We start from the raw sequence: 19,513 nt of genomic DNA, 5'->3' as shown, positions 1-19,513 counted from the left end.
TAAACTAACAAGGTCTAAAACCAGCAAAAGTCACCGGCTTATCATTAAACTCTGGTGCAGTTTGCGATAGCACACTCGGCTCACTGTCGCCGCTACAACCACAACCGCCCGTTGAACCACCACATCCGCCGCCACAACCACCTTTCTTCTCATGGTTTAAACATTCACGGCCTTGACTTGCATCAACTAAACGGCGCGATAGATCGGTTGCAGCAGCCAGTAAATCGACTAAAGTCATTTTACGACTACACTGACTCACACTAATTCCAGCAGCCAGTAATTTACCCAAAATACGTTGGCCAATCTCTTCTACCAACACAACTGTCGCACCTTGCGCTTTAATCAGGTTTAACATGGCTTTTTTAGCACTACAGCCACCCGCTAACGCTGGGTTAGCAAAACGTGCAACCAACTGTTGCTGTTCATTATAAAAAGCAATCTCTTTTGCTTTAGTAAAATGGCCTGCTAATCTATCTCTGCTCAGTGGTACTGCAATAATCATTATATTTACCTGTTGTTACGTGCAAATATTGTCATATTACCGTTAAGCTCACTTGCTTACTGTGAGTTAAACCATATTAAAAACCCTGCTCATGGCAGGGTTTTTACATCATCAATCACTTAACTATTACCGCTATAGTTGTTGATACAAACTACGATAATAATCATCCGTGGCTAATAGCTGTTGATGATTGCCACTAATTCGAATTTTTCCCGCTTCCAACAAATGAATATTATCCATCAATGCCATTGCGGTAAGTCGGTGACTGATCATCACCATGGTTTTTCCTTGGGCAAACTCAAACAGCAGTTTTAAAATATCGCGCTCAGTCGCTTTATCTAAACCTTCGGTGGGTTCATCTAATAACAACAAAGGAGCATCACGCAATAATACTCGTGCCACACCAATACGGCGCTGCTCACCGCCAGAAAGCTGTCTTCCTCCCGCACCAAGCCATAAATCAAGTGGTCGCTCAATTTCAGTTAAATTGGCTAAACCCACTTGATTAAGCACCTCGAGCAAACGTAAATCATCGACTTTTTGGTCAGGCATTAACGCAATCGTTAAGTTATCCCGTAAAGTTGCACTAAACAAATAGATACGCTGACTCACAAGGCTCATCCCTTGGCGCAGGGCAAACTCACTGTAATCGCCAATGGCACGTTCAGTTAAACAAATTTGCCTTGTTGTGGCTGCCACTCACGGGTTAATAAACTCAATAAACTGGATTTACCAGAGCCTGTTTTACCTAAAATAGCGACTTTGCTGCCCGCCACAATGTGCAAATCTAAATTTTGTAAAACAGGGACTTGCGCATCATAACCAAAGCTCACTTGCTTAAAGCTGATACTGACATCTGTTAATGATGCCGTTGCTTGCGGATTAAACACAATATCACTTTGCTGTTCAGTCACTTGGGTTAAGCGATTAGCCGCCATAACACATGCTGATAAATGTTGAAATGCCCCCGCTAGCGGCATCATCATCTCAATACACGCCATTGTCGCAAACACCATCAATGCCATTAAAGGCCCCGGCGGCACATGACTGCCAACACCTTGAGCGGATAGATAGAGCATCACTATCACAGCAATACCGCTCATTAACACTAAACAAGCTTGGCTTAATGCACTCACATTTGCCATAGCGATTTGTGCCCGATGTAACGCCATTTCGCTATCATCCAATTGCTGACGATAACGCTGATTAGCACCAAATAAGGTTAACTCTGATTGGCCCTGCAAATACTCAAGCAAAGTCACTCTATAATTGGCTTTGGTTTGTACCTGCGCCACACCGGGTTCTCTGCCTAACAGATAAAATAGCGCAGGAATAAGTAACCACATCGCCAGTAAAATACCACATAGCACTTTAGCTAGGCTGGCATCAAACATGGCTAAAAAGAGGTATAACAGCCCTAACACTAATAATGAGCCTGTCATTGGCACTAATAAACGCAGATAAAGATGATCTAAGGTATCAATATCAGCCACTAATCGATTAAGCAGATCACCACGGCGCACACCTTGTAGGTTTTTAGCAGACAAAGGCAATAACTTTTGCCAGACCCAAACCCGTAAATTAGTTAATAATCTAAAGGTCGCCTCATGAGTAACTAAACGTTCACCATAACGGCTAGCTGTACGCGCAATGGATAAAAAGCGCACGCCGCCCGCTGGAGTAAAGAAGTTGAATGCAAGCGCTGTTGCCGCAGTTAGGCCTGCAACGGCGGCTGCGGATAGAAACCAACCGGACAATGACAATAGGCCTATGCCAGCAATAATCGTGGTCATAGTGAGCAATAGACCTAAGCTCATAAATAACCATTGCTGCTTAAATAATTTAATAAAGGGTATTAATGCTTTCATTATTCAGCCCCTAAATTGAGGTCAGTCACTGACTGGCTAGACTCATACTGCATCTGGGCAAAAACGCCATTGCCATTAGCTAACTGCAAAAAGCTACCCTGCTCCACAATAATGCCTTTATCTAATACGATAATCTGTTCAATTTGCTGCAATTGATCAAGTCTATGGGTCACCATTACACAGGTTTTATCGGCTGTTGCCGCGGCTAAACTTTGCAATACAAGTTGTTCACTAATACTGTCTAAACTTGCTGTCGGCTCATCTAACACATAACAACTGGCTTGTTGAGCAAATGCTCGCGCCAGTGCAATTCGTTGTGCTTGGCCCACGGATAAGCCTTGGGTTTGCTCAGTTAATTGATAATTTAACCCTTGAGTCAGGCTTTCTACCCAGTCTGCAATATGCGCTTGCTTAAGTAATTGCAACACTTGTTCATCGGTTAGATCATTACCATTTAAGCAAATATTATCGCGAATCGAACCATGAAATAGCTGTGGCTCTTGACCTAACCAAGCGAGTTTTTGGCGCCAACTCACAAGATCTAGTTGCTGTAATTCAATCCCGCTAATTTTGAGCGAACCTTGATAAGGTAAAAAACCAAGCAAAGCCTGCAGTAAACTCGTTTTACCTGCGCCACTTGGCCCCACGATAGCAAGATGTTGACCGGCACAAACACGAAAACTAATCGGTCCTAATAATTGACAACCATCATGACTAAAAACCGTTAACTCATGGGCTTCAATACTAATATCAGCAGTTAGTGGTTGCTGACCTTGCATGTTAGGCTCTGGTGCATCCAACAGTTTCATTAACTCTTCAGCTGCGCCAATCGCTTGCGCTTTAGCATGATAATGAGTCCCCATATCTCGCAATGGCTGGTAAAACTCTGGCGCCAGAATCAACACAAATAAGCCAGTAAACAGGCTAATAGGCGCACCATAATGACCAAAATCTAAATGACCGAGGTAACTAAAACCAAAATAAACCGCCAACACCGCAATAGATACCGCGGCAAAGAACTCTAATACTGCAGAGCTTAAAAATGCCAGCCGTAATACTGACATGGTGCGCTCTCTAAACTCTTCTGACGCTTTACTGATCTGTTTAATTTCAGATTCAGCACGATAAAATCGTTTTAATGTCGCTAAGCCTTGTAAACGATCCATAAAATGACCGCTCAATTTGGCTAATGCACTAAAATTTTTGCGGTTAGCATCAGCGGCTCCCATGCCCACTAAAATCATAAACAATGGGATAAGCGGTGCTGTGGCCAATAAAATAATGCCACCAGCCCAGTTAATCGGGAACACGGCGACTAAAATAATCAATGGAATAAAACCTGCTAACGCAATTTGCGGCAAATATCTGGCATAGAAATCTTGCAGATCTTCAACCTGCTCTAACACGATACTTGCCCAGCTACCAGCGGGTTTACCTTGAATAAATCCCGGCCCCATACGTGTCAGTTTATCAAGCACATTGGCTCGCATTTGTTGTCTTAAGCGTCTACCTGCTTCAAAACTTACCCGTTCACGGCCATAAGCGAGCAGCGCTCTAACACCGATCAACACCAATAATGACACTAACGGTAAGGTGAATTGTGCAACAGGCTGCTTAGCAATAATGACACCATGCAGTACAGTGGCAATACAGTAAGCCTGAGCGACTAATGCCATGCCCGACAAGACGCCGAATGATATGGCTAATTTTAAATAGATACCGCAGGCTTGTTTTTGTTGCTTAAGCCACTTTGTAAGGATTTTCTCTAGGGTTTTATCCATGATATCTCAAACATTTAACTGCTGGCTCTACCCACGAATGAACGCCAGCAGAGTATTAATGTGACACAAGTATCTCAAGCCTCAACTAAAGAATAAACTGAAGCCCTAAGGTATTTGATCCAGATCAACAAATTGTAAGCATTAAGCCAATAAAAGCCTAGTAAATTAACTTCATCGTCCACTAAATAAGCGCTAATTGGAGATAATTCGCACTTTTGCCACAGATGCGCTACACTGCGCGGCCTGTCACGCAGGTGAGCACACCATTTTTATGCCGTTTTCGGCGACAAGAGAAGATTCTATGAGCTTTGCCTCCCTCGGTTTACCCGAGTCAATTTTAAAAGCCGTAGCCAAACAAGGTTACACCACTCCATCACCAATCCAAGCAGAAGCAATCCCAGCCGTACTACAAGGCCGCGATGTTATGGCTGCCGCCCAAACGGGAACAGGCAAAACGGCAGGTTTTACGCTACCTGTGCTCACTTTATTAGCTAAAGGCATCAAAGCACCAGCTAAGCAGGTTCGTACACTTATTTTAACGCCAACCCGTGAGCTTGCGGCGCAAATTGGCGAGAGCGTTACTCAATATGGCGCTCAGTTACCATTACGCTCAACGGTTGTTTTTGGTGGCGTCAGCATTGGCCCACAAATTAGTAAGTTAAGCCGTGGCGTTGATATTTTAGTGGCCACGCCTGGTCGTTTGATGGATCTATACCAGCAGGGCGCAGTAAAATTTGATCGTCTAGAAATTTTAGTTCTGGATGAAGCTGACCGTATGTTAGATATGGGCTTTATTCACGATATCCGTAGAATTTTAGCGATCCTACCTGCTAAGCGCCAAAACTTAATGTTTTCGGCCACTTTCTCAGATGAAATCCGAGCATTAGCAAAAGGTCTAGTCAACAACCCTGTTGAAGTCTCAGTAACACCTCGCAATACCACGGCCAATACTGTTAAGCAGTTAATTTGTCCTGTTGATAAAGCGCGTAAGAGTGCTTTATTGGTCAAATTAATTAAACAGGAAAACTGGCATCAGGTATTGGTATTTAGCCGCACTAAACATGGTGCTAACCGTTTGGCTAAAACCCTTGAAGGCAAAGGCATTAATGCCGCAGCTATTCATGGCAACAAGAGCCAAAATGCCCGTACTCAAGCATTAGCTAACTTTAAGTCTGGTAAGGTGCAAGTTTTAGTTGCAACGGATATTGCGGCACGTGGTTTAGATATTGATCAACTACCACAAGTGGTTAACTTCGACTTACCAAACGTACCTGAAGATTACGTTCATCGTATTGGCCGTACAGGCCGTGCGGGTGCATCTGGACAAGCAGTATCACTCGTTAGTAATGATGAATCAAAATTACTGCGTGATATTGAGAAGCTGATTGGTAAGCAGATTGAACGCCGTGAAACTGAAGGTTTTGAACCTGAAATGCCACTACAGGTATTCCATCAAAACAGCTCAGCGAGCAAACCTGCTAATGGCCAACGTTCAGCGCGTAACTCTGCCGGTCAAGGTCAACGCCGTAACAACAATTCAGGCCGCAGTGCTAATGGCGAAAGCCGCCCACAATCACCTCGTCGTGGTAATGGTGCAGCAACGTCAGAAAATAAGCCTGCTAAGCCAAAAACAAACTATAAGCCACAGCAGCCAAGCAAACGTCGCTTAAGTAATAACACAGCCAATACCGGTAGCAATACCAATGTATGGCAAAACGCTAAACCAAAGAGTGAAGCAAATTCTTAAACTCTGAATAATTTAGTGAGATCAAAAAAGGCGTGCTGAGCACGCCTTTTTAATATCAATTTACCGAGTTTAGTTATTCATTAACCAAGCACGGCAAGTACGACCTTTAAGCTTACCTTTGCTGATCTTATTGACAGCCACTTTAGCGACACTACGACGCACAGCCACATAAGAGCGGTAATCGGTTACTTGGATCTTACCTACATCGCTACCCGCAATACCATTCTCACCCGTTAACGCGCCTAAGATGTCACCCGGACGAATTTTTTGCTTCTTGCCCGCATCAACGTGAATGGTGATCATTACAGGCTCTGGCGGTGTCATAGAAACATCAGCAGGTGTCGGTAGTGCTTCACTGTCAATGGTGATACCTAGGGTATCTTCTAAAGCCACTAACTTATGTGCTTCTGATTCAGTGTATAAGCTTAATGCTTGTCCTTTGGCGCCTGCACGGCCTGTACGGCCAATACGGTGGATATGCACTTCACTATCGTAAGCTAATTGATAGTTCACCACTAAATCTAGTGCGTCAATATCTAAGCCTCGTGCAGCAACATCGGTCGCAACCAGAATTGATGCGCTCTTATTGGCAAACTGAATTAAAGTTTGGTCACGGTCACGCTGCTCTAAATCACCGTTAAGTTCCAATACGCTAAATCCTGCAGCCGCTAAAGTATCTGCAACTTCTTGCGTTTCACGGCGCATATTACAAAATACGACGGCACTTTCTGGGCGATGCTTAAGTAACAATAACTTTAATGCAGCTAAACGCGCATGGTTATCTGCAACTTGGTAGAAATGCTGTTCAATACTATGAGTATCATGGGTTGAAGCCACTTTTACGGTCACAGGCGTGACCATGATGTCTTTCGCCATCTGCTCAATTTGTTTAGGGAAAGTCGCACTAAACAGTAATGTTTGACGCTGCAATGGCGTGTAATCAAGAATGGTATCTAATGCAGCACTAAAGCCCATCTCTAACATACGATCAGCTTCATCAAGTACTAATGTCGTTAAGTCATCTAAATGCAAACGGCCACGCTCTAAATGATCAACGATACGACCCGGTGTACCCACAATGATATGCGCGCCATGTTCTAATGAGCCAATTTGAGGTCCCATTGGTACGCCACCACATAAGGTAAGAATTTTAATGTTATGAATACCACGCGCTAATTTACGTAGCTCTTTTGCCACCTGATCCGCAAGTTCGCGAGTTGGACATAACACCATGGTTTGAATACGGAAACGCTTAACATCCAGTTTATTCAATAAACCCAAACCAAAAGCAGCAGTTTTGCCACTACCTGTTTTTGCTTGAGCAATCACATCATTACCAGCAATGATAGCAGGTAAGCTTTGTGCTTGAATTGGTGTCATTTGCTCATAACCTAAACTTGCTAGGTTATCGACTAATGGCTTTGAAAGACCGACTGATGAAAAAGCCATAGAGGCTGTTTTTTGCTGATTGCTCAAGGTTATTTCCTATTTCAAATATGCTTACCAAAACAGCAAGCGGCCGAATTATATCAGCTATATCTTACTAGCACTATTCAGGCTTGAATAAACCGATCATTTCAGCTTGAGTAGATTTTTTAATATTATTGTCTGTTTGCTGCTCGCGGTAATCGCAATCGGTACACTCTATAGTTTCAATACCATGTTCTAAAAACAGTAAAATGGAATCTAATTCCCCACATTGTGGGCATTTAGCACCAGCAACAAAACGTTTCTTTACTTTTTTAAGGGTCATTGTTCTTCATCCTTGTTAATACTCAAACGACTTTGAGAGCATCCACTTTATCTCATTTTGACATAAGTTCACTGACTATTGGCAGTTAAAATATAGCCTAAGCAAGGTAATTTGCGCTAAAATCAGCCCCCTCTTTACTTCCGATAGACATAAGCAGTTATCTCTGAATGATCACCATTACTGAAGCAGAATTAATCCGCGGTACTAAAACGCTACTAGAAGATGCCGCCTTAACTATTTACCCTGGCCACCGTGTCGGCTTAGTGGGTGCCAATGGTTCAGGTAAGTCATCACTATTAAGTTTAATCTTAGGCCAACTAAGCTTAGATAAAGGTGAAATCAATCTGCCAGCAAGTTGGCGTATTGCCAGCGTTGCGCAGCATGCACCAGCATTAGAGACCCCTGCCATTGAATATGTGATTGATGGTGATGTTGAATACCGTCAATTAGAAGCGGAACTGGCTCTTGCCGAACAAAAAAATGATGGTAATGCTATCGCGACACTGCACGGTAAAATAGATGCTATCGGCGGTTATCAAATTCGCTCACGCGCAGGTATTTTACTTGCGGGTCTTGGTTTTAATGAAGATGAACAACACCGTCCAGTAAAGAGCTTCTCAGGTGGTTGGCGTATGCGCTTAAACCTTGCTCAAGCACTGTTGTGTCGTTCTGAATTACTCTTACTCGACGAACCCACTAACCACTTAGACTTAGATACTATGTACTGGTTAGAAGGTTGGATAAAATCGTATCAAGGTACACTGATCCTAATCAGCCACGACCGTGACTTTATTGATGGTGTAGTGGATGAAATTGTGCACGTTGAAAACCATAAACTGAATTACTACAAAGGTAACTACAGTGCCTTTGAGCGCATCCGTGCAGAACGAATGGCACAGCAACAAGTGGCTTATGATAAACAACAAAAAGATCGTGCGCATATGCAATCATTTATTGATCGCTTCCGCAGTAAAGCCAGTAAAGCTAAGCAAGCACAAAGCCGCTTAAAAGCATTAGAACGTATGACAGAATTGTTGCCATCAAAAGCTGATAGCCAATTCTACATGGAATTTAAAGCGCCTGAAGCTCTGCCGAATCCATTGGTGACTATGGAGCATGTTGCTGTGGGTTATGATGACAAACAAATCCTAAGCAAAGTGCACCTTAACTTAGTGCCCGGCGCACGCATTGGTCTATTGGGTCGTAACGGTGCGGGTAAATCAACATTAATTAAGTTGCTGGCTGAAGAGTTGACGCCGATGAGCGGCTTATATCAACCCAATCCAGGCTTAAATATTGGTTACTTCGCTCAGCATCAAATTGAATTCTTACGTCTTGACGATACGCCGCTTGAGCATTTGTCACGATTAGCACCAAATAGTCGTGAACAAGAGTTACGTGATTTCCTGGGTGGATTTGGTTTTAACGGTGATATGGCGCTGTCGAAAGTCAGACCTTTCTCCGGTGGTGAAAAAGCCCGTTTAGTATTGGCCTTGCTCGTATGGCAGCGCCCTAACCTATTGCTACTCGATGAGCCAACCAACCACTTAGATTTAGAGATGCGTCATGCATTGACCATGGCCTTGCAAACCTTTGAAGGTGCAATGGTGATTGTATCGCACGATAGACACTTACTGCGACTCACCTGTAGTGATTACTATTTAGTCGACAAGGGAGAGGTAAACACCTTTAATGGCGATTTAGATGATTACCACCAATGGTTATTAGATGCTGCGAAAGCAGCTAACCAAGTGGTCTCACAGGCTAAAGCTGATGGCGCACCGATTGTCGATAAAAAACTGCAAAAGCGGTTAGAAGCTGAATTACGCCAAAAGCTATCACCACTGAAGAAAAAGCAAACTAAACTTGAAACTGAACAAGAAAAAGCCAGTGACCGACTTGCAGAACTTGAGCAAATGTTAGCAGATACTTCATTGTATGACGCTGATAATAAAGCGAAACTAACTCAAGTACTTACAGAACGAACCAGCCTAACCCAACAGCTTGAAGAAAGTGAAATGGACTGGCTTGAGCTACAAGAACAAATTGAACAGATAGAGCAAGAAACAATGCAAGCATCGTAATGCTGAAAAGGGAGGATATATGCAATTAACTCAAGCAGATTGGCAACAAGTTGAACGCTATTATCCTCACTTACAACAACGCTGTATTGAGCTACAAGATCAGTATCAGGTCAATATTAACCTTTTATTATTGGCCTACTATTTAGATAAGCAACAACTCGGCTTACCTTTGACTTGTTGGCAATCATTGCAACAGCAAACAACGCAATTTGAAAGCCAATTATTGACGCCTTTTAGACAATTAAGACGTCAGAACAAAGCTGTACTAAGCACCATTGAATATCAGCAAATGCTCAAACTCGAACTGGTATTTGAGCGCAAATTACAGACGCTCATCTCAACATGGCTTGAGCAACAACAAACAACCTCATCAACCCAAAACATGGATCATTACTTAGCCATATTTGGTTTGAATCGTCAGCAATTTCCAGCCTAAATCAACTTATTTAGCGCATTTTAACGCCCTAGCTGTTTAATTAAACTTGCCACATTTTTTGCTGTAATCGCGTAAATAGACAGCTGTGGGTTCGCCCCTAAACTGGTCGGAAAAATAGATCCATCCAGCACTGACACATTTTCTAAGTAGTGACTTCTACCTTCACTATTAACCCAAGCTTGTTGGGTATCTTCACCAAATGCACAGCCGCCCATGACATGAGCTGAGGCCACAATTGTTTTTAATGGGGCTAGCGTCACTGTTGCAATGGCTTGCTTGGCCTCATGCCATGAGTTTAATAATTGCATGCCATCGGTTAATGGCAACACCTGCTTTGCTCCAGCCGCAAACTGCAGTTCAGCCATACTCAGCAATGCTCGTCTTGTGACAGCCCAAAATTGATAATCCAAAGGATAATCAAGGCTAACCTGCTCACCATCGAGATGTACTTTACCGCCAGGTAGATGACGATTAAAACCATCTCGGATCAATGCGATAGTAACTTGAAGCTGGTTAAACTTGTCCATGATTTGCGCATGACTCTGACCGTAACCAATCAGTTTTGAGGCCAATAACACAGGATGAACTGGCGGCACCTCAAGTTTATAACCAATGGTCTCAGTAACACCGCCTTGCCACACAAACTCATCTGAGTAAATCGATTGCGGTGCACCATTACTGGCTTTAACTTGCTCATCAAATATGGCACCACTTAACAAGGTTGGATGCAGAAAAATACCATTACCTAAGACTTTATGAGGGTCATCAACATGTGAACGCATCAACAAACTCGGAGTATGAATAGCCCCAGCTGCCAACACATAATGTTTAGCTTTGATGGTAACAGTAACGCCTGTGGGCTGGCCTTGACGATGTAAACCTCGGACAAGCAGCGCAGTGGCTTTATCAGCATGATGTTCTAACTGATAAGCCTGCGCACGGGTCAGTAATCTGGCTCCTTTCGATAACGCTTCAGGAATGGTGGTCACTAGCATTGACTGTTTAGCATTAACAGGGCATCCCATGCCGCAATAGCCTAAGTTCCAGCAACCTGCCACATTACGGCTAATTACCGTATGCTGCCAACCCAATTTTTGGCAGCCTTCTTTCAAAATACGATTATTAGGGTTCGGCGGCACTGGCCATGGTGCAATAGATAAACGTTGTTCCATTTGCTCAAACCAAGGCTGCAGCTGCGCCGGCGAAAGTCCCTGCACTGATTTTGCACTAGCCCAATAATCTAAAGTCGGCTCAGGCGTACGAATAGAAGTGGTCCAGTTTATTGTGGTTGAGCCACCAACAGTGCGGCCTTGAAAGATACCAATCGCTTTATCTTTGGTCCGCATTGCTGCAGCTTGTTGATACATTTCAGGATAGGCATTGCGCTCTTGCATCGTAAAATCAGTAGAGGATTGTAACGATCCAGCCTCGACCATAAGCACGTTAAAGCCTGCTGCGGTAAGCATCTCAGCCGCTACGCCGCCACCAGCCCCCGTACCGACAATAACAACATCGGCTTCTAACGTACTATTTTCAGTTTGTAATCCAACATCTATATGTTGCCAGCCTTGTGCGAGACCTTGTTTGATAGGATCTACTATCATCATTATTTACCATCCTTGTATTGAGTCACACTGGCAATATGAGGCAATTGATAATCCAATGCAGCCCAATGCTCAGGGCAGGCATAAAAACTGGCCATAAACAGCTCTTTTAATCCTAAATAAGCTTGCTGATATAAATCTAAATAGCTGTCCCGCCACTCATTAAGCATCTGGTTCAACTGTTGCGGTTGACGCAGTAACAATGGCGTGGCACTGCCTGTTAATATCAATAAACCTAACCGTTGTTCTAACAGCGTCAGTAGTTGTTCAATTTGTTGTTGCTCTGCTGGCACGAGCACGGCTATCGCATCTTTAATGGCGATGATGGTTCGATTAATACTCTGCTGACGATGCGAAGGAACCTCGGGTAACGCTCCGGCTAACAATACAGGTATTAAGCAGGCTAACAATAAATCTCGACCATCAACATCATCCAGATCATCAATCTGTAAATAATGATAACTGCCTACAGCCAATGCACTGCTCACTGCTAATACTGAGACTAGAAAACGTCGCCGCTCCATTAAAATCCATCCTTGATAATGACCAATATTCTACTTGTACAGCCACTCAAATAATAAGAAACATTGCTCACTGTATCCCTAATCCATTTAAGTATATTATTGCTGTAAAATGATAATACTAATAAAACATACGTTTGAATTATGAGCAAATTTATTCCAAATTCCAGTCGCCAATTTACGCCACCTTGGTGGGCTAAAAATAAGCATCTGCAAACAATCTTACCTGTGCTGACTAAACCTAAATCTGCGCAGTTAATTCGGCAGAGATTAGGGCTTGCTGATGGCGATTTTATTGACCTTGATATTAGCCAAAATCAGGCCCAAGCTAAGGCAATTGTGCTCATAGTTCATGGCTTGGAAGGCAGTGCTCAATCCCATTATGCACGCCGAATGATCCACCAATGTATACAGCATAATGTACTAGCAATTGTACATCACCACCGGGGTTGCTCAGGTGAAAGCAATCGGTTAGCGCGTGCTTATCATAGTGGTGAAATTGAAGATCTAACCAATAGCGTCAATTTTATTCGTCAGCAATATCCTGATTTACCTTTATTGGCTGTAGGTTATAGCTTGGGCGGCAATATGCTCAGTAAATACTTAGTGCATACACCACAAACTCCAATTAAACGTGCCGCGATGATTTCTGCGCCTTTCCAACTCAGTTGCAGCGCCAAACGTTTAGAACAGGGGTTTTCAAAAGTTTATCAAAAATATTTACTGAAGCAGCTCAAACAAAAAATTCGGGTAAAATTAACCCAAGAAACGATTGCCCCAGATTTAGTTAAACTTGCCCAAGATCTTGAAAAATTTAATCGTTTCTATGATTTTGATGAGCATATTACGGCGCCCTTACACGGCTTTAAAAACGCCCAAGACTATTACCAACAATCAAGTACTGTTCAGCAATTAGATCAGTTGCCGATCCCCAGCCTAATTTTACATGCCGAAGATGACCCCTTTATGGATGAAAGTGTTATCCCTAACCAAGATAGCTTGCCTGACTTTATCCACTATGAGTTGCATTCACATGGTGGCCACGTTGGCTTTATTAATGGCGGCACGCCTTGGCGGCCACAGTACTATTTAGAACAACGCGTTATCGATTTTTTATTGGAGTAACCATGCAAATTCCTTATGAGGCTCTCACTCAACTGCCGAATGAAACCCTCGAAAATATGATTAAAGAGTACCTATTTTCACAAGTTGAAGATGGCGGTTTTGACGCGCTTAATGGTGATCGCCTCACACAAGCTATCGCCCAATGTAAACAAGCATTGCAACGTAAAGAATTGTTAGTTGAATATAGTGAAGATGATCAAAGTATTGCGATTAGACGTGCCGATCAGGTAGTGAGAAACCTAGATATAAATTGACCCAATCTCATTAGCACCGTATAAATGTTATCAATTGATGGAGCAATTTAACATTTCGGGTTGCAACTATGTCTGCAAAACATCCAATTATCGCAGTAACAGGGTCGTCAGGTGCAGGAACTACCACGACGACAACTGCCTTTAATCATATCTTTAGACAGTTAGGGATTAAGCCAGCCATTGTCGAAGGAGATAGCTTTCACCGCTATACCCGAGCAGAAATGGAAATGATGATCCGTAAAGGCCAAGAGGAACATAAAAGTATTAGTTATTTTGGCCCAGAGGCAAATGATTTTGGCAAACTAGCTCAATGCTTTGAAACCTATAGCCATACAGGACAAGGGGAAACCCGCAGCTATTTACATACCTTTGATGAAGCGGTGCCATTTAATCAAATGCCGGGCACTTTTACCCAATGGCAACCATTACCTGACAATACCGATATGCTTTATTATGAAGGTTTACACGGTGGTGTGGTGACTGATGAACATGATGTAGCCCAACATGTCGACCTGCTCATTGGTATGGTCCCTATCGTCAACCTTGAGTGGATCCAGAAAATCATTCGCGATACCTCAGACCGCGGTCATACCCGAGAAAAAGTCATGGGCTCAATTGTGCGCAGTATGGATGATTATGTGAATCACATTACGCCGCAATTCTCACGTACTCACATTAATTTCCAACGGGTACCCACCGTTGATACTTCCAACCCTTTTAGCGCGAAAAGTATCCCAAGCTTTGATGAAAGTTTTGTGGTGATCCGCTTTAGAGGCATGGAGAATGTAGACTTCCCTTACTATTTACAGATGTTGGAAGGTTCATTTATGTCGAGGATGAACACCTTAGTGGTGCCAGGTGGAAAAATGTCGCTGGCAATGGAGCTTATTTTAACGCCATTAATCAAAGCATTATTTATCAAACGCCAACACGCATTAACGACTAATGACCACCAAGATTAAGCTATATTTAAGCAACAATGATTATAGTGAATCTATCAACAACGCTAACGAGTTGTTGGTAGGTTGACATACTCTTGGTGATGGATTCCCCCATCTTTCTGTTCATTTCCTTGAGTATGTCATTAAACCTTCAGCCAGTCTCTTTCGTTCTATCAAAAGCTTATTTAGCCCATAATTGACTACCGAGCATCACAAATTAAAAAATCAGCAAAATGGTAACCATATTGTATTAATTAACGCCATCATGCTGATTAAACAACCTTACTGCTTTTTCGATTCTGTCTTTGATGAAATCAACACCACGACTTCTCGGTATGGTTTACCACGTTGATACATCTCTAAACGCTGCTCAAATCCAACTCGTTCAGTACTATTAAGTGCTGATTGAGCTAATGCTTTAAGCGCATTTTTTTGGGTATCGACAGCAGCATCAAAATCTCCTACCTCAGCATAAGCAGCCGCTAAGTTATCTAAATAAGATGGATTATTGCGGTCCTCTTTTAATAACTCCTGATTGATCTTTAACGCTTGCTGACCATTTCTAAACTTCGACTCAGGACACGTTGCCATAATCCAAGCCATATTGCTTTTAGCTTGATTATTACCCACGGTCGCAAAAGCAGAAATGGCTTTACCACAATCTCGAGAAACGCCACTTCCCCCCGAAGCATATATATAACCTAATCGAGTTTGCACAGAAGGGTCGTCTATTGCAGCAAGTGACTGATACCAATGCTCAGCTTGACTTAAATTACGTTCAACCAACTCACCATCAAAATAAACATCGCCAAGTATTTTAGATGCTTTTTCATTGCCTTGTTTCGCTGACAAAGTTAGCCAGTGCAATCCCAGTTTGGAATCTGCCGATACAAAACGTCCGGTTAAACGCATTAAACCTAAAATATATTGTGCATTTGGTTCGCCATTTTGAGCTTGAAATTCAATCAAATTGACCTTACTGGCGACTTGATCTTGCTCTGGTTGCGGTAAAGAAAATGCATAACTAAACGAACTCGTTAGCAATGACAATCCAATTAACACGGCTGAAATCGTTAATTTGAACAGCATACTGGCTCCCTTATTGCTATTGACCTTCTAAGATAGACAAAATTACCCTATTTTGTCGAATTTTTTTAATTCCGACTGATAATAATTCCCAATTAGTATTAACAATGACTAAATTAGTCAGCCCAAGATGTGATTTAGGCTACAATGTTGCACGATTCCCTATTATTTTATTAGGTATTAGTTGACTTATATCACTGAAGTATCAAAATGCCATCTAACAATAGGTAAATCCTTTAGCGTTAAGTTAATTAATCTACACTGAGATAACTACGTTGTTTTATATTTCATATCACTAAAATATGAATAAAAACAATTATCTTGGTATTTTTCGATCAATCGAGGAACATCATCATGGCTCTGATTGGTAAGCCAAAACCAGATCCAACTTTGGAATGGTTTTTATCACACTGTCACATCCATAAATACCCAGCAAAAAGCACGTTGATTCATGCTGGTGAAGATTCAGACACTCTTTACTACATCGTAAAAGGTTCTGTCGCTGTATTGATTAAAGATGAAGAAGGCAAAGAGATGATCCTTTCTTATCTTAACCAAGGCGACTTTATTGGTGAATTAGGTCTGTTTGAAGAGCAAGCTGAGCGTACTGCTTGGGTTCGTGCTAAGCAAGCTTGTGAAATTGCTGAAATTTCTTACAAGAAGTTTAAGCAATTAATTCAGGTTAACCCTGAAATCCTAATGAAGCTAGCAGCACAGATGCTTACCGCCTGCAAAGCACTAGCCAAAAAGTAGGTAACCTAGCATTCTTAGACGTAGCAGGTCGTATTGCCCAAACTCTACTTCATCTTGCTAAGCAACCAGATGCGATGACTCATCCAGATGGCATGCAAATTAAGATCACTCGTCAAGAGATCGGCCAAATTGTAGGCTGTTCACGTGAAACTGTTGGTCGTATTTTAAAAATGCTTGAAGAGCAAAATCTTATTCAAGCGCACGGTAAAACTATCGTGGTATACGGCACGCGTTAATTCAGCGTGACATTAAAAAGGTTCGCATTGCGAACCTTTTTTCGTTTATAGACCTCCCCTCCTCTAGCATAAGTTCAGCTTGATTTAATACTCATTGGCTATAGTGATTATTCTGTCTATCATTGAGTTTATGTTGAGGCCTATATGTTCAAGCAAGTACTAATTTGCAGCCTTGGTCTGTTGAGTTACTTTGCCAGCCTATCGAGCCAAGCTAACACAGTTGAACTTGAACATAATCAAGTCAAACAGCTGGTGAAAAATGGCACCATATTGTCACTTGATGACACCTTAACGATAATTCATCAGTATTGCAGTGGAAAACTGATTGACGCCCACCTCTATCAAGTCAACAATAGTTGGCGCTATGATTTACAATTAAAGCAGCCCAATGGACAAATCATTAATCTGTCTCTGAATGCCGTAAATGGACAGCCAGTCGTTCAGTCACCCATACCAAGTGAATGCCAACAAGATGAAATTGTTACTCGTTGAAGATAATCCACTACTTGTTACCGAACTTGCAAAACAGCTAAAACAAGCTGGATACATCACAGATACCACAGGCTCAGCTCAAGAAGCTGATTATATGATCAATGAAAGTCAGTATGACTGCGTCATTTTAGACATAGGATTACCTGATGGTAACGGCTTAGAGTTACTAAGCAAATGGCGTAAACAAGAGCGTAATGTGCCAGTTATTATGCTAACCGCTCGCTCACAATGGCATGAAAAAGTAGAAGGCTTTAATGCTGGCGCCGATGACTACCTAGGTAAACCATTTCACACCGAAGAGTTATTAGCCGTATTGCCGCATTAATCACCCGCGCAAGTGGCCGCACCAATAATCTCACTAAACAGCTAAGCTATGGTGGCGTAGTGCTTGACGAAGCTGAGCAAAAGGTGACGGTGAATCAACAAACATATGAACTTACCGCGATGGAATACAAGCTATTACGGGTATTTCTAACGTCTCCTAAAAAGCTATTATCAAAAGCACAATTAGCCGACAAGCTATATCAATTTGATGATGAAAAAGAGAGTAATGTTGTTGAAGTTTATGTGACTCATTTACGCAAAAAATTAGGTAAAACTGCGATTGAAACACGCAGAGGTCAAGGATATATATTCCACGGCCTACAACAATGAGATCAATCCGCACTAAATTAACCTTGTGGCTCAGTGCATTAGTTATTATTAGTACGCTACTCGGTATGTTATTGATGGAGTCGATGCTTAGACAAGCATTCCATGACTCCATTATTGCTCGCTTACAAGAAGATATGGAGCAAGTGATACTGGCAACCCACCTTCACAATGGTGAAGTCAGTATCAATCGCACCGAGCTTTCGAGCTTTTACAAACCCGCCTATTCAGGTCGCTACTATCAACTTAACTTTGGTGAGCAGGAGATCCGCTCACGATCGTTATGGGATAAAGAACTTAAGATCACACCATTAGCGCCGGGAGAAACCCGTGCTTGGCAGGCAAAAGGGCCTAAAAAGCATGATATCCAACTGCTATCTTTTGGTTTAAATAGTGGCGTAGACAATGTCAATGCAACCTTAACTGTCGCCCAAGATCTAAGTATTGGCCGCAAAGTACTGGCGCAGGTTTATAGCATTAAAGTTGGCATCAATTTAGCCATGCTCATTGCGATTATTATTGGTATTTTTATTGTTTTACGACGCTCATTTAAGCCTGTAGCACAAATAAAATCGTCATTAAAGAAACTCCGAGATGGCGAAATATCAGCACTAAATACCGACAATATTCCAACTGAAATCAAACCTCTCGCGGAAACTTATAACGAGTTATTGGACTATACCAGTAAGCAAATTGAGCGCAGTCGTAATAATCTTGGCAACCTAAGTCATGGTCTAAAAACACCACTTGCTGTTATGCAGCAACAAGTTGAAGCGCTAGGTCTAAGCGATCCTGATGCCGCATTGGCACTGCAAAAGCAGCTTGATAGTATTCAGCAAATGGTAGAGCGTAAATTGGCGGCAGCGCGAATTACTGGCGATATGTTACCCGCAGCTCAACTAGTCATTGAACGGGATATCGATGACTTAACCCAAACCTTAGCCAAAGTACACCGCCATAAACAAATTGATTGTAAATTGATGGTTTATAATCAGCTACAACGTCTACCTATTCACCGAGAAGATGGCATGGAAATGCTCGGTAACTTACTTGATAACGCTTATAAATGGGCAAATTCAATGGTACTAGTGAGCATTAAGCTAACCACTGATAAACGTATCGAGTTAACCATAGAAGATGATGGCACCGGTGTCGCTAAGCAAGATTTAGCTAAGCTCACCCAACGAGGCAAGCGTTTAGATGAAGCGGTAATGGGACATGGTTTAGGCTTATCGATTGTTAAAGATATTGCCGAGCAATACCATATTGATATTCAGTTTAGCCAAAGCGTCAGTTTAGGTGGGCTAAAGATCCAATTAACCTTTAGCCACTCTAGTATTTAATACCAACTCCATTAATCATGTGATCTTTCAGCGGGAATTCAAAGCCCTGTAGGCAAGGTCAGTATTTGCTCCTGCAATACAGACATTCGGCACATCTATGTGCCTTGCGGAGGCTTGAAGTTAATAGTTATTCTATACCGAGAGCCTCTAACGTAGCATAAAGGGCTTTGAAGCCCGCACTACGTGAGTCTCTCAGACTTTCCACTTCTGCTTTGCATTGACTTAAAAGGGAATAACCATTTCTTCATCAATGCGCCTTGAATTGAAAAGTCTGAGAGGCTCTGAATTGAACACTTATTTAGTGGAATTGGTATAAGATATTGATAAAGCACCAAT

General features: G+C 42.3%; 15 protein-coding genes and 3 pseudogenes. 10 read left to right on the top strand and 8 right to left on the bottom strand.

Going from position 1 to position 19,513, the window contains the following annotated elements; translation table 11 throughout:
- Positions 1–4: 4 nt before the first annotated feature.
- From JCM15074_RS08700 to cydD, 3 genes and pseudogenes are all read right to left on the bottom strand, one after another.
- On the bottom strand, positions 5–502 hold the full coding sequence (locus JCM15074_RS08700; protein ID WP_025820846.1) for a NifB/NifX family molybdenum-iron cluster-binding protein: 498 nt from the start codon (positions 500–502) through the stop codon (positions 5–7).
- A gap of 132 nt (positions 503–634) precedes the next feature.
- Positions 635–2,370 (bottom strand): annotated as a pseudogene (gene cydC, locus JCM15074_RS21610) (heme ABC transporter ATP-binding protein/permease CydC).
- Complete coding sequence (gene cydD / locus JCM15074_RS08690) at positions 2,370–4,151, bottom strand: heme ABC transporter permease/ATP-binding protein CydD (RefSeq protein WP_025820845.1); 1,782 nt, start codon at positions 4,149–4,151, stop codon at positions 2,370–2,372. The pseudogene cydC and the gene cydD overlap by 1 nt, the downstream one beginning before the upstream one ends.
- A gap of 301 nt (positions 4,152–4,452) precedes the next feature.
- On the opposite strand from cydD, the gene JCM15074_RS08685 reads away from it, so the two are divergent.
- Positions 4,453–5,898 (top strand): DEAD/DEAH box helicase, encoded by a 1,446-nt coding sequence (locus JCM15074_RS08685; protein ID WP_025820844.1) that lies wholly within the window; start codon positions 4,453–4,455, stop codon positions 5,896–5,898.
- A gap of 69 nt (positions 5,899–5,967) precedes the next feature.
- On the opposite strand, the gene dbpA is transcribed toward JCM15074_RS08685, so the two are convergent.
- Together dbpA and JCM15074_RS08675 are read right to left on the bottom strand one after the other, a co-directional pair.
- Positions 5,968–7,347 (bottom strand): ATP-dependent RNA helicase DbpA, encoded by a 1,380-nt coding sequence (dbpA, locus tag JCM15074_RS08680; RefSeq protein WP_037469458.1) that lies wholly within the window; start codon positions 7,345–7,347, stop codon positions 5,968–5,970.
- A 100-nt stretch (positions 7,348–7,447) separates the two neighbouring features.
- On the bottom strand, positions 7,448–7,651 hold the full coding sequence (locus tag JCM15074_RS08675) for a YheV family putative zinc ribbon protein (RefSeq protein WP_025820842.1): 204 nt from the start codon (positions 7,649–7,651) through the stop codon (positions 7,448–7,450).
- A gap of 167 nt (positions 7,652–7,818) precedes the next feature.
- Between JCM15074_RS08675 and JCM15074_RS08670 the strand changes: the two genes are divergently transcribed.
- The gene (locus tag JCM15074_RS08670; RefSeq protein WP_025820841.1) at positions 7,819–9,735 is read left to right on the top strand and encodes an ABC transporter ATP-binding protein; all 1,917 of its coding nucleotides are present in this window, start codon (positions 7,819–7,821) and stop codon (positions 9,733–9,735) included.
- Between the two features lie 19 nt (positions 9,736–9,754).
- Complete coding sequence (locus JCM15074_RS08665) at positions 9,755–10,171, top strand: TIGR02444 family protein (protein ID WP_025820840.1); 417 nt, start codon at positions 9,755–9,757, stop codon at positions 10,169–10,171.
- A gap of 20 nt (positions 10,172–10,191) precedes the next feature.
- On the opposite strand, the gene JCM15074_RS08660 is transcribed toward JCM15074_RS08665, so the two are convergent.
- Positions 10,192–11,778, bottom strand: a complete 1,587-nt coding sequence (locus JCM15074_RS08660) for a GMC family oxidoreductase (RefSeq protein WP_025820839.1) — start codon at positions 11,776–11,778, stop codon at positions 10,192–10,194.
- Positions 11,778–12,299, bottom strand: coding sequence for a hypothetical protein (locus tag JCM15074_RS08655; RefSeq protein WP_025820838.1), 522 nt, complete (start codon positions 12,297–12,299; stop codon positions 11,778–11,780). Before JCM15074_RS08655 ends, JCM15074_RS08660 begins: the two co-directional genes overlap by 1 nt.
- Before the next feature lie 141 nt (positions 12,300–12,440).
- Here JCM15074_RS08655 and JCM15074_RS21605 point away from each other — a divergent pair, with 141 nt between their 5' ends.
- The 3 genes from JCM15074_RS21605 (at position 12,441) to JCM15074_RS08640 (ending at position 14,637) form a co-directional block, all read left to right on the top strand.
- Positions 12,441–13,421: a hydrolase gene (locus JCM15074_RS21605; protein WP_148300766.1), complete on the top strand. Its 981-nt coding sequence runs from the start codon at positions 12,441–12,443 to the stop codon at positions 13,419–13,421.
- A 2-nt stretch (positions 13,422–13,423) separates the two neighbouring features.
- On the top strand, positions 13,424–13,675 hold the full coding sequence (locus tag JCM15074_RS08645) for a YheU family protein (protein WP_025820837.1): 252 nt from the start codon (positions 13,424–13,426) through the stop codon (positions 13,673–13,675).
- A 68-nt stretch (positions 13,676–13,743) separates the two neighbouring features.
- On the top strand, positions 13,744–14,637 hold the full coding sequence (locus JCM15074_RS08640) for a phosphoribulokinase (RefSeq protein ID WP_025820836.1): 894 nt from the start codon (positions 13,744–13,746) through the stop codon (positions 14,635–14,637).
- Between the two features lie 261 nt (positions 14,638–14,898).
- On the opposite strand, the gene JCM15074_RS08635 is transcribed toward JCM15074_RS08640, so the two are convergent.
- Positions 14,899–15,705: an SEL1-like repeat protein gene (locus JCM15074_RS08635; RefSeq protein WP_025820835.1), complete on the bottom strand. Its 807-nt coding sequence runs from the start codon at positions 15,703–15,705 to the stop codon at positions 14,899–14,901.
- A gap of 351 nt (positions 15,706–16,056) precedes the next feature.
- On the opposite strand from JCM15074_RS08635, the pseudogene crp reads away from it, so the two are divergent.
- The 4 genes and pseudogenes from crp (at position 16,057) to JCM15074_RS08615 (ending at position 19,177) form a co-directional block, all read left to right on the top strand.
- Positions 16,057–16,691, top strand: a pseudogene (gene crp, locus JCM15074_RS21600) (cAMP-activated global transcriptional regulator CRP).
- Between the two features lie 144 nt (positions 16,692–16,835).
- Positions 16,836–17,183 (top strand): PepSY domain-containing protein, encoded by a 348-nt coding sequence (locus tag JCM15074_RS08625; RefSeq protein WP_025820834.1) that lies wholly within the window; start codon positions 16,836–16,838, stop codon positions 17,181–17,183.
- A pseudogene (locus JCM15074_RS21595) lies at positions 17,164–17,837 on the top strand (response regulator transcription factor). Before JCM15074_RS08625 ends, JCM15074_RS21595 begins: the two are co-directional and overlap by 20 nt.
- A complete protein-coding gene (locus tag JCM15074_RS08615) occupies positions 17,834–19,177 on the top strand; it encodes a sensor histidine kinase (protein ID WP_025820833.1) in 1,344 nt (447 codons plus the stop codon). Before JCM15074_RS21595 ends, JCM15074_RS08615 begins: the two are co-directional and overlap by 4 nt.
- Positions 19,178–19,513: the final 336 nt, after the last annotated feature.

Source organism: Shewanella marina JCM 15074, from assembly GCF_000614975.1.
In the GTDB taxonomy this organism is placed as follows: domain Bacteria; phylum Pseudomonadota; class Gammaproteobacteria; order Enterobacterales; family Shewanellaceae; genus Shewanella; species Shewanella marina.
The sequence above is the reverse complement of the archived record's forward strand: the minus strand, read 5'-3'. Positions and strand labels throughout refer to the sequence as shown.

What these genes read in the sequence shown, in the direction of transcription:
- JCM15074_RS08700 (WP_025820846.1), bottom strand. Translation starts at nt 502, where the DNA reads ATGATTATTGCAGTACCACTGAGCAGAGATAGATTAGCAGGCCATTTT.
- cydD (WP_025820845.1), bottom strand. Translation starts at nt 4,151, where the DNA reads ATGGATAAAACCCTAGAGAAAATCCTTACAAAGTGGCTTAAGCAACAA.
- JCM15074_RS08685 (WP_025820844.1), top strand. Translation starts at nt 4,453, where the DNA reads ATGAGCTTTGCCTCCCTCGGTTTACCCGAGTCAATTTTAAAAGCCGTA.
- dbpA (WP_037469458.1), bottom strand. Translation starts at nt 7,347, where the DNA reads ATGGCTTTTTCATCAGTCGGTCTTTCAAAGCCATTAGTCGATAACCTA.
- JCM15074_RS08675 (WP_025820842.1), bottom strand. Translation starts at nt 7,651, where the DNA reads ATGACCCTTAAAAAAGTAAAGAAACGTTTTGTTGCTGGTGCTAAATGC.
- JCM15074_RS08670 (WP_025820841.1), top strand. Translation starts at nt 7,819, where the DNA reads ATGATCACCATTACTGAAGCAGAATTAATCCGCGGTACTAAAACGCTA.
- JCM15074_RS08665 (WP_025820840.1), top strand. Translation starts at nt 9,755, where the DNA reads ATGCAATTAACTCAAGCAGATTGGCAACAAGTTGAACGCTATTATCCT.
- JCM15074_RS08660 (WP_025820839.1), bottom strand. Translation starts at nt 11,778, where the DNA reads ATGATGATAGTAGATCCTATCAAACAAGGTCTCGCACAAGGCTGGCAA.
- JCM15074_RS08655 (WP_025820838.1), bottom strand. Translation starts at nt 12,299, where the DNA reads ATGGAGCGGCGACGTTTTCTAGTCTCAGTATTAGCAGTGAGCAGTGCA.
- JCM15074_RS21605 (WP_148300766.1), top strand. Translation starts at nt 12,441, where the DNA reads ATGAGCAAATTTATTCCAAATTCCAGTCGCCAATTTACGCCACCTTGG.
- JCM15074_RS08645 (WP_025820837.1), top strand. Translation starts at nt 13,424, where the DNA reads ATGCAAATTCCTTATGAGGCTCTCACTCAACTGCCGAATGAAACCCTC.
- JCM15074_RS08640 (WP_025820836.1), top strand. Translation starts at nt 13,744, where the DNA reads ATGTCTGCAAAACATCCAATTATCGCAGTAACAGGGTCGTCAGGTGCA.
- JCM15074_RS08635 (WP_025820835.1), bottom strand. Translation starts at nt 15,705, where the DNA reads ATGCTGTTCAAATTAACGATTTCAGCCGTGTTAATTGGATTGTCATTG.
- JCM15074_RS08625 (WP_025820834.1), top strand. Translation starts at nt 16,836, where the DNA reads ATGTTCAAGCAAGTACTAATTTGCAGCCTTGGTCTGTTGAGTTACTTT.
- JCM15074_RS08615 (WP_025820833.1), top strand. Translation starts at nt 17,834, where the DNA reads ATGAGATCAATCCGCACTAAATTAACCTTGTGGCTCAGTGCATTAGTT.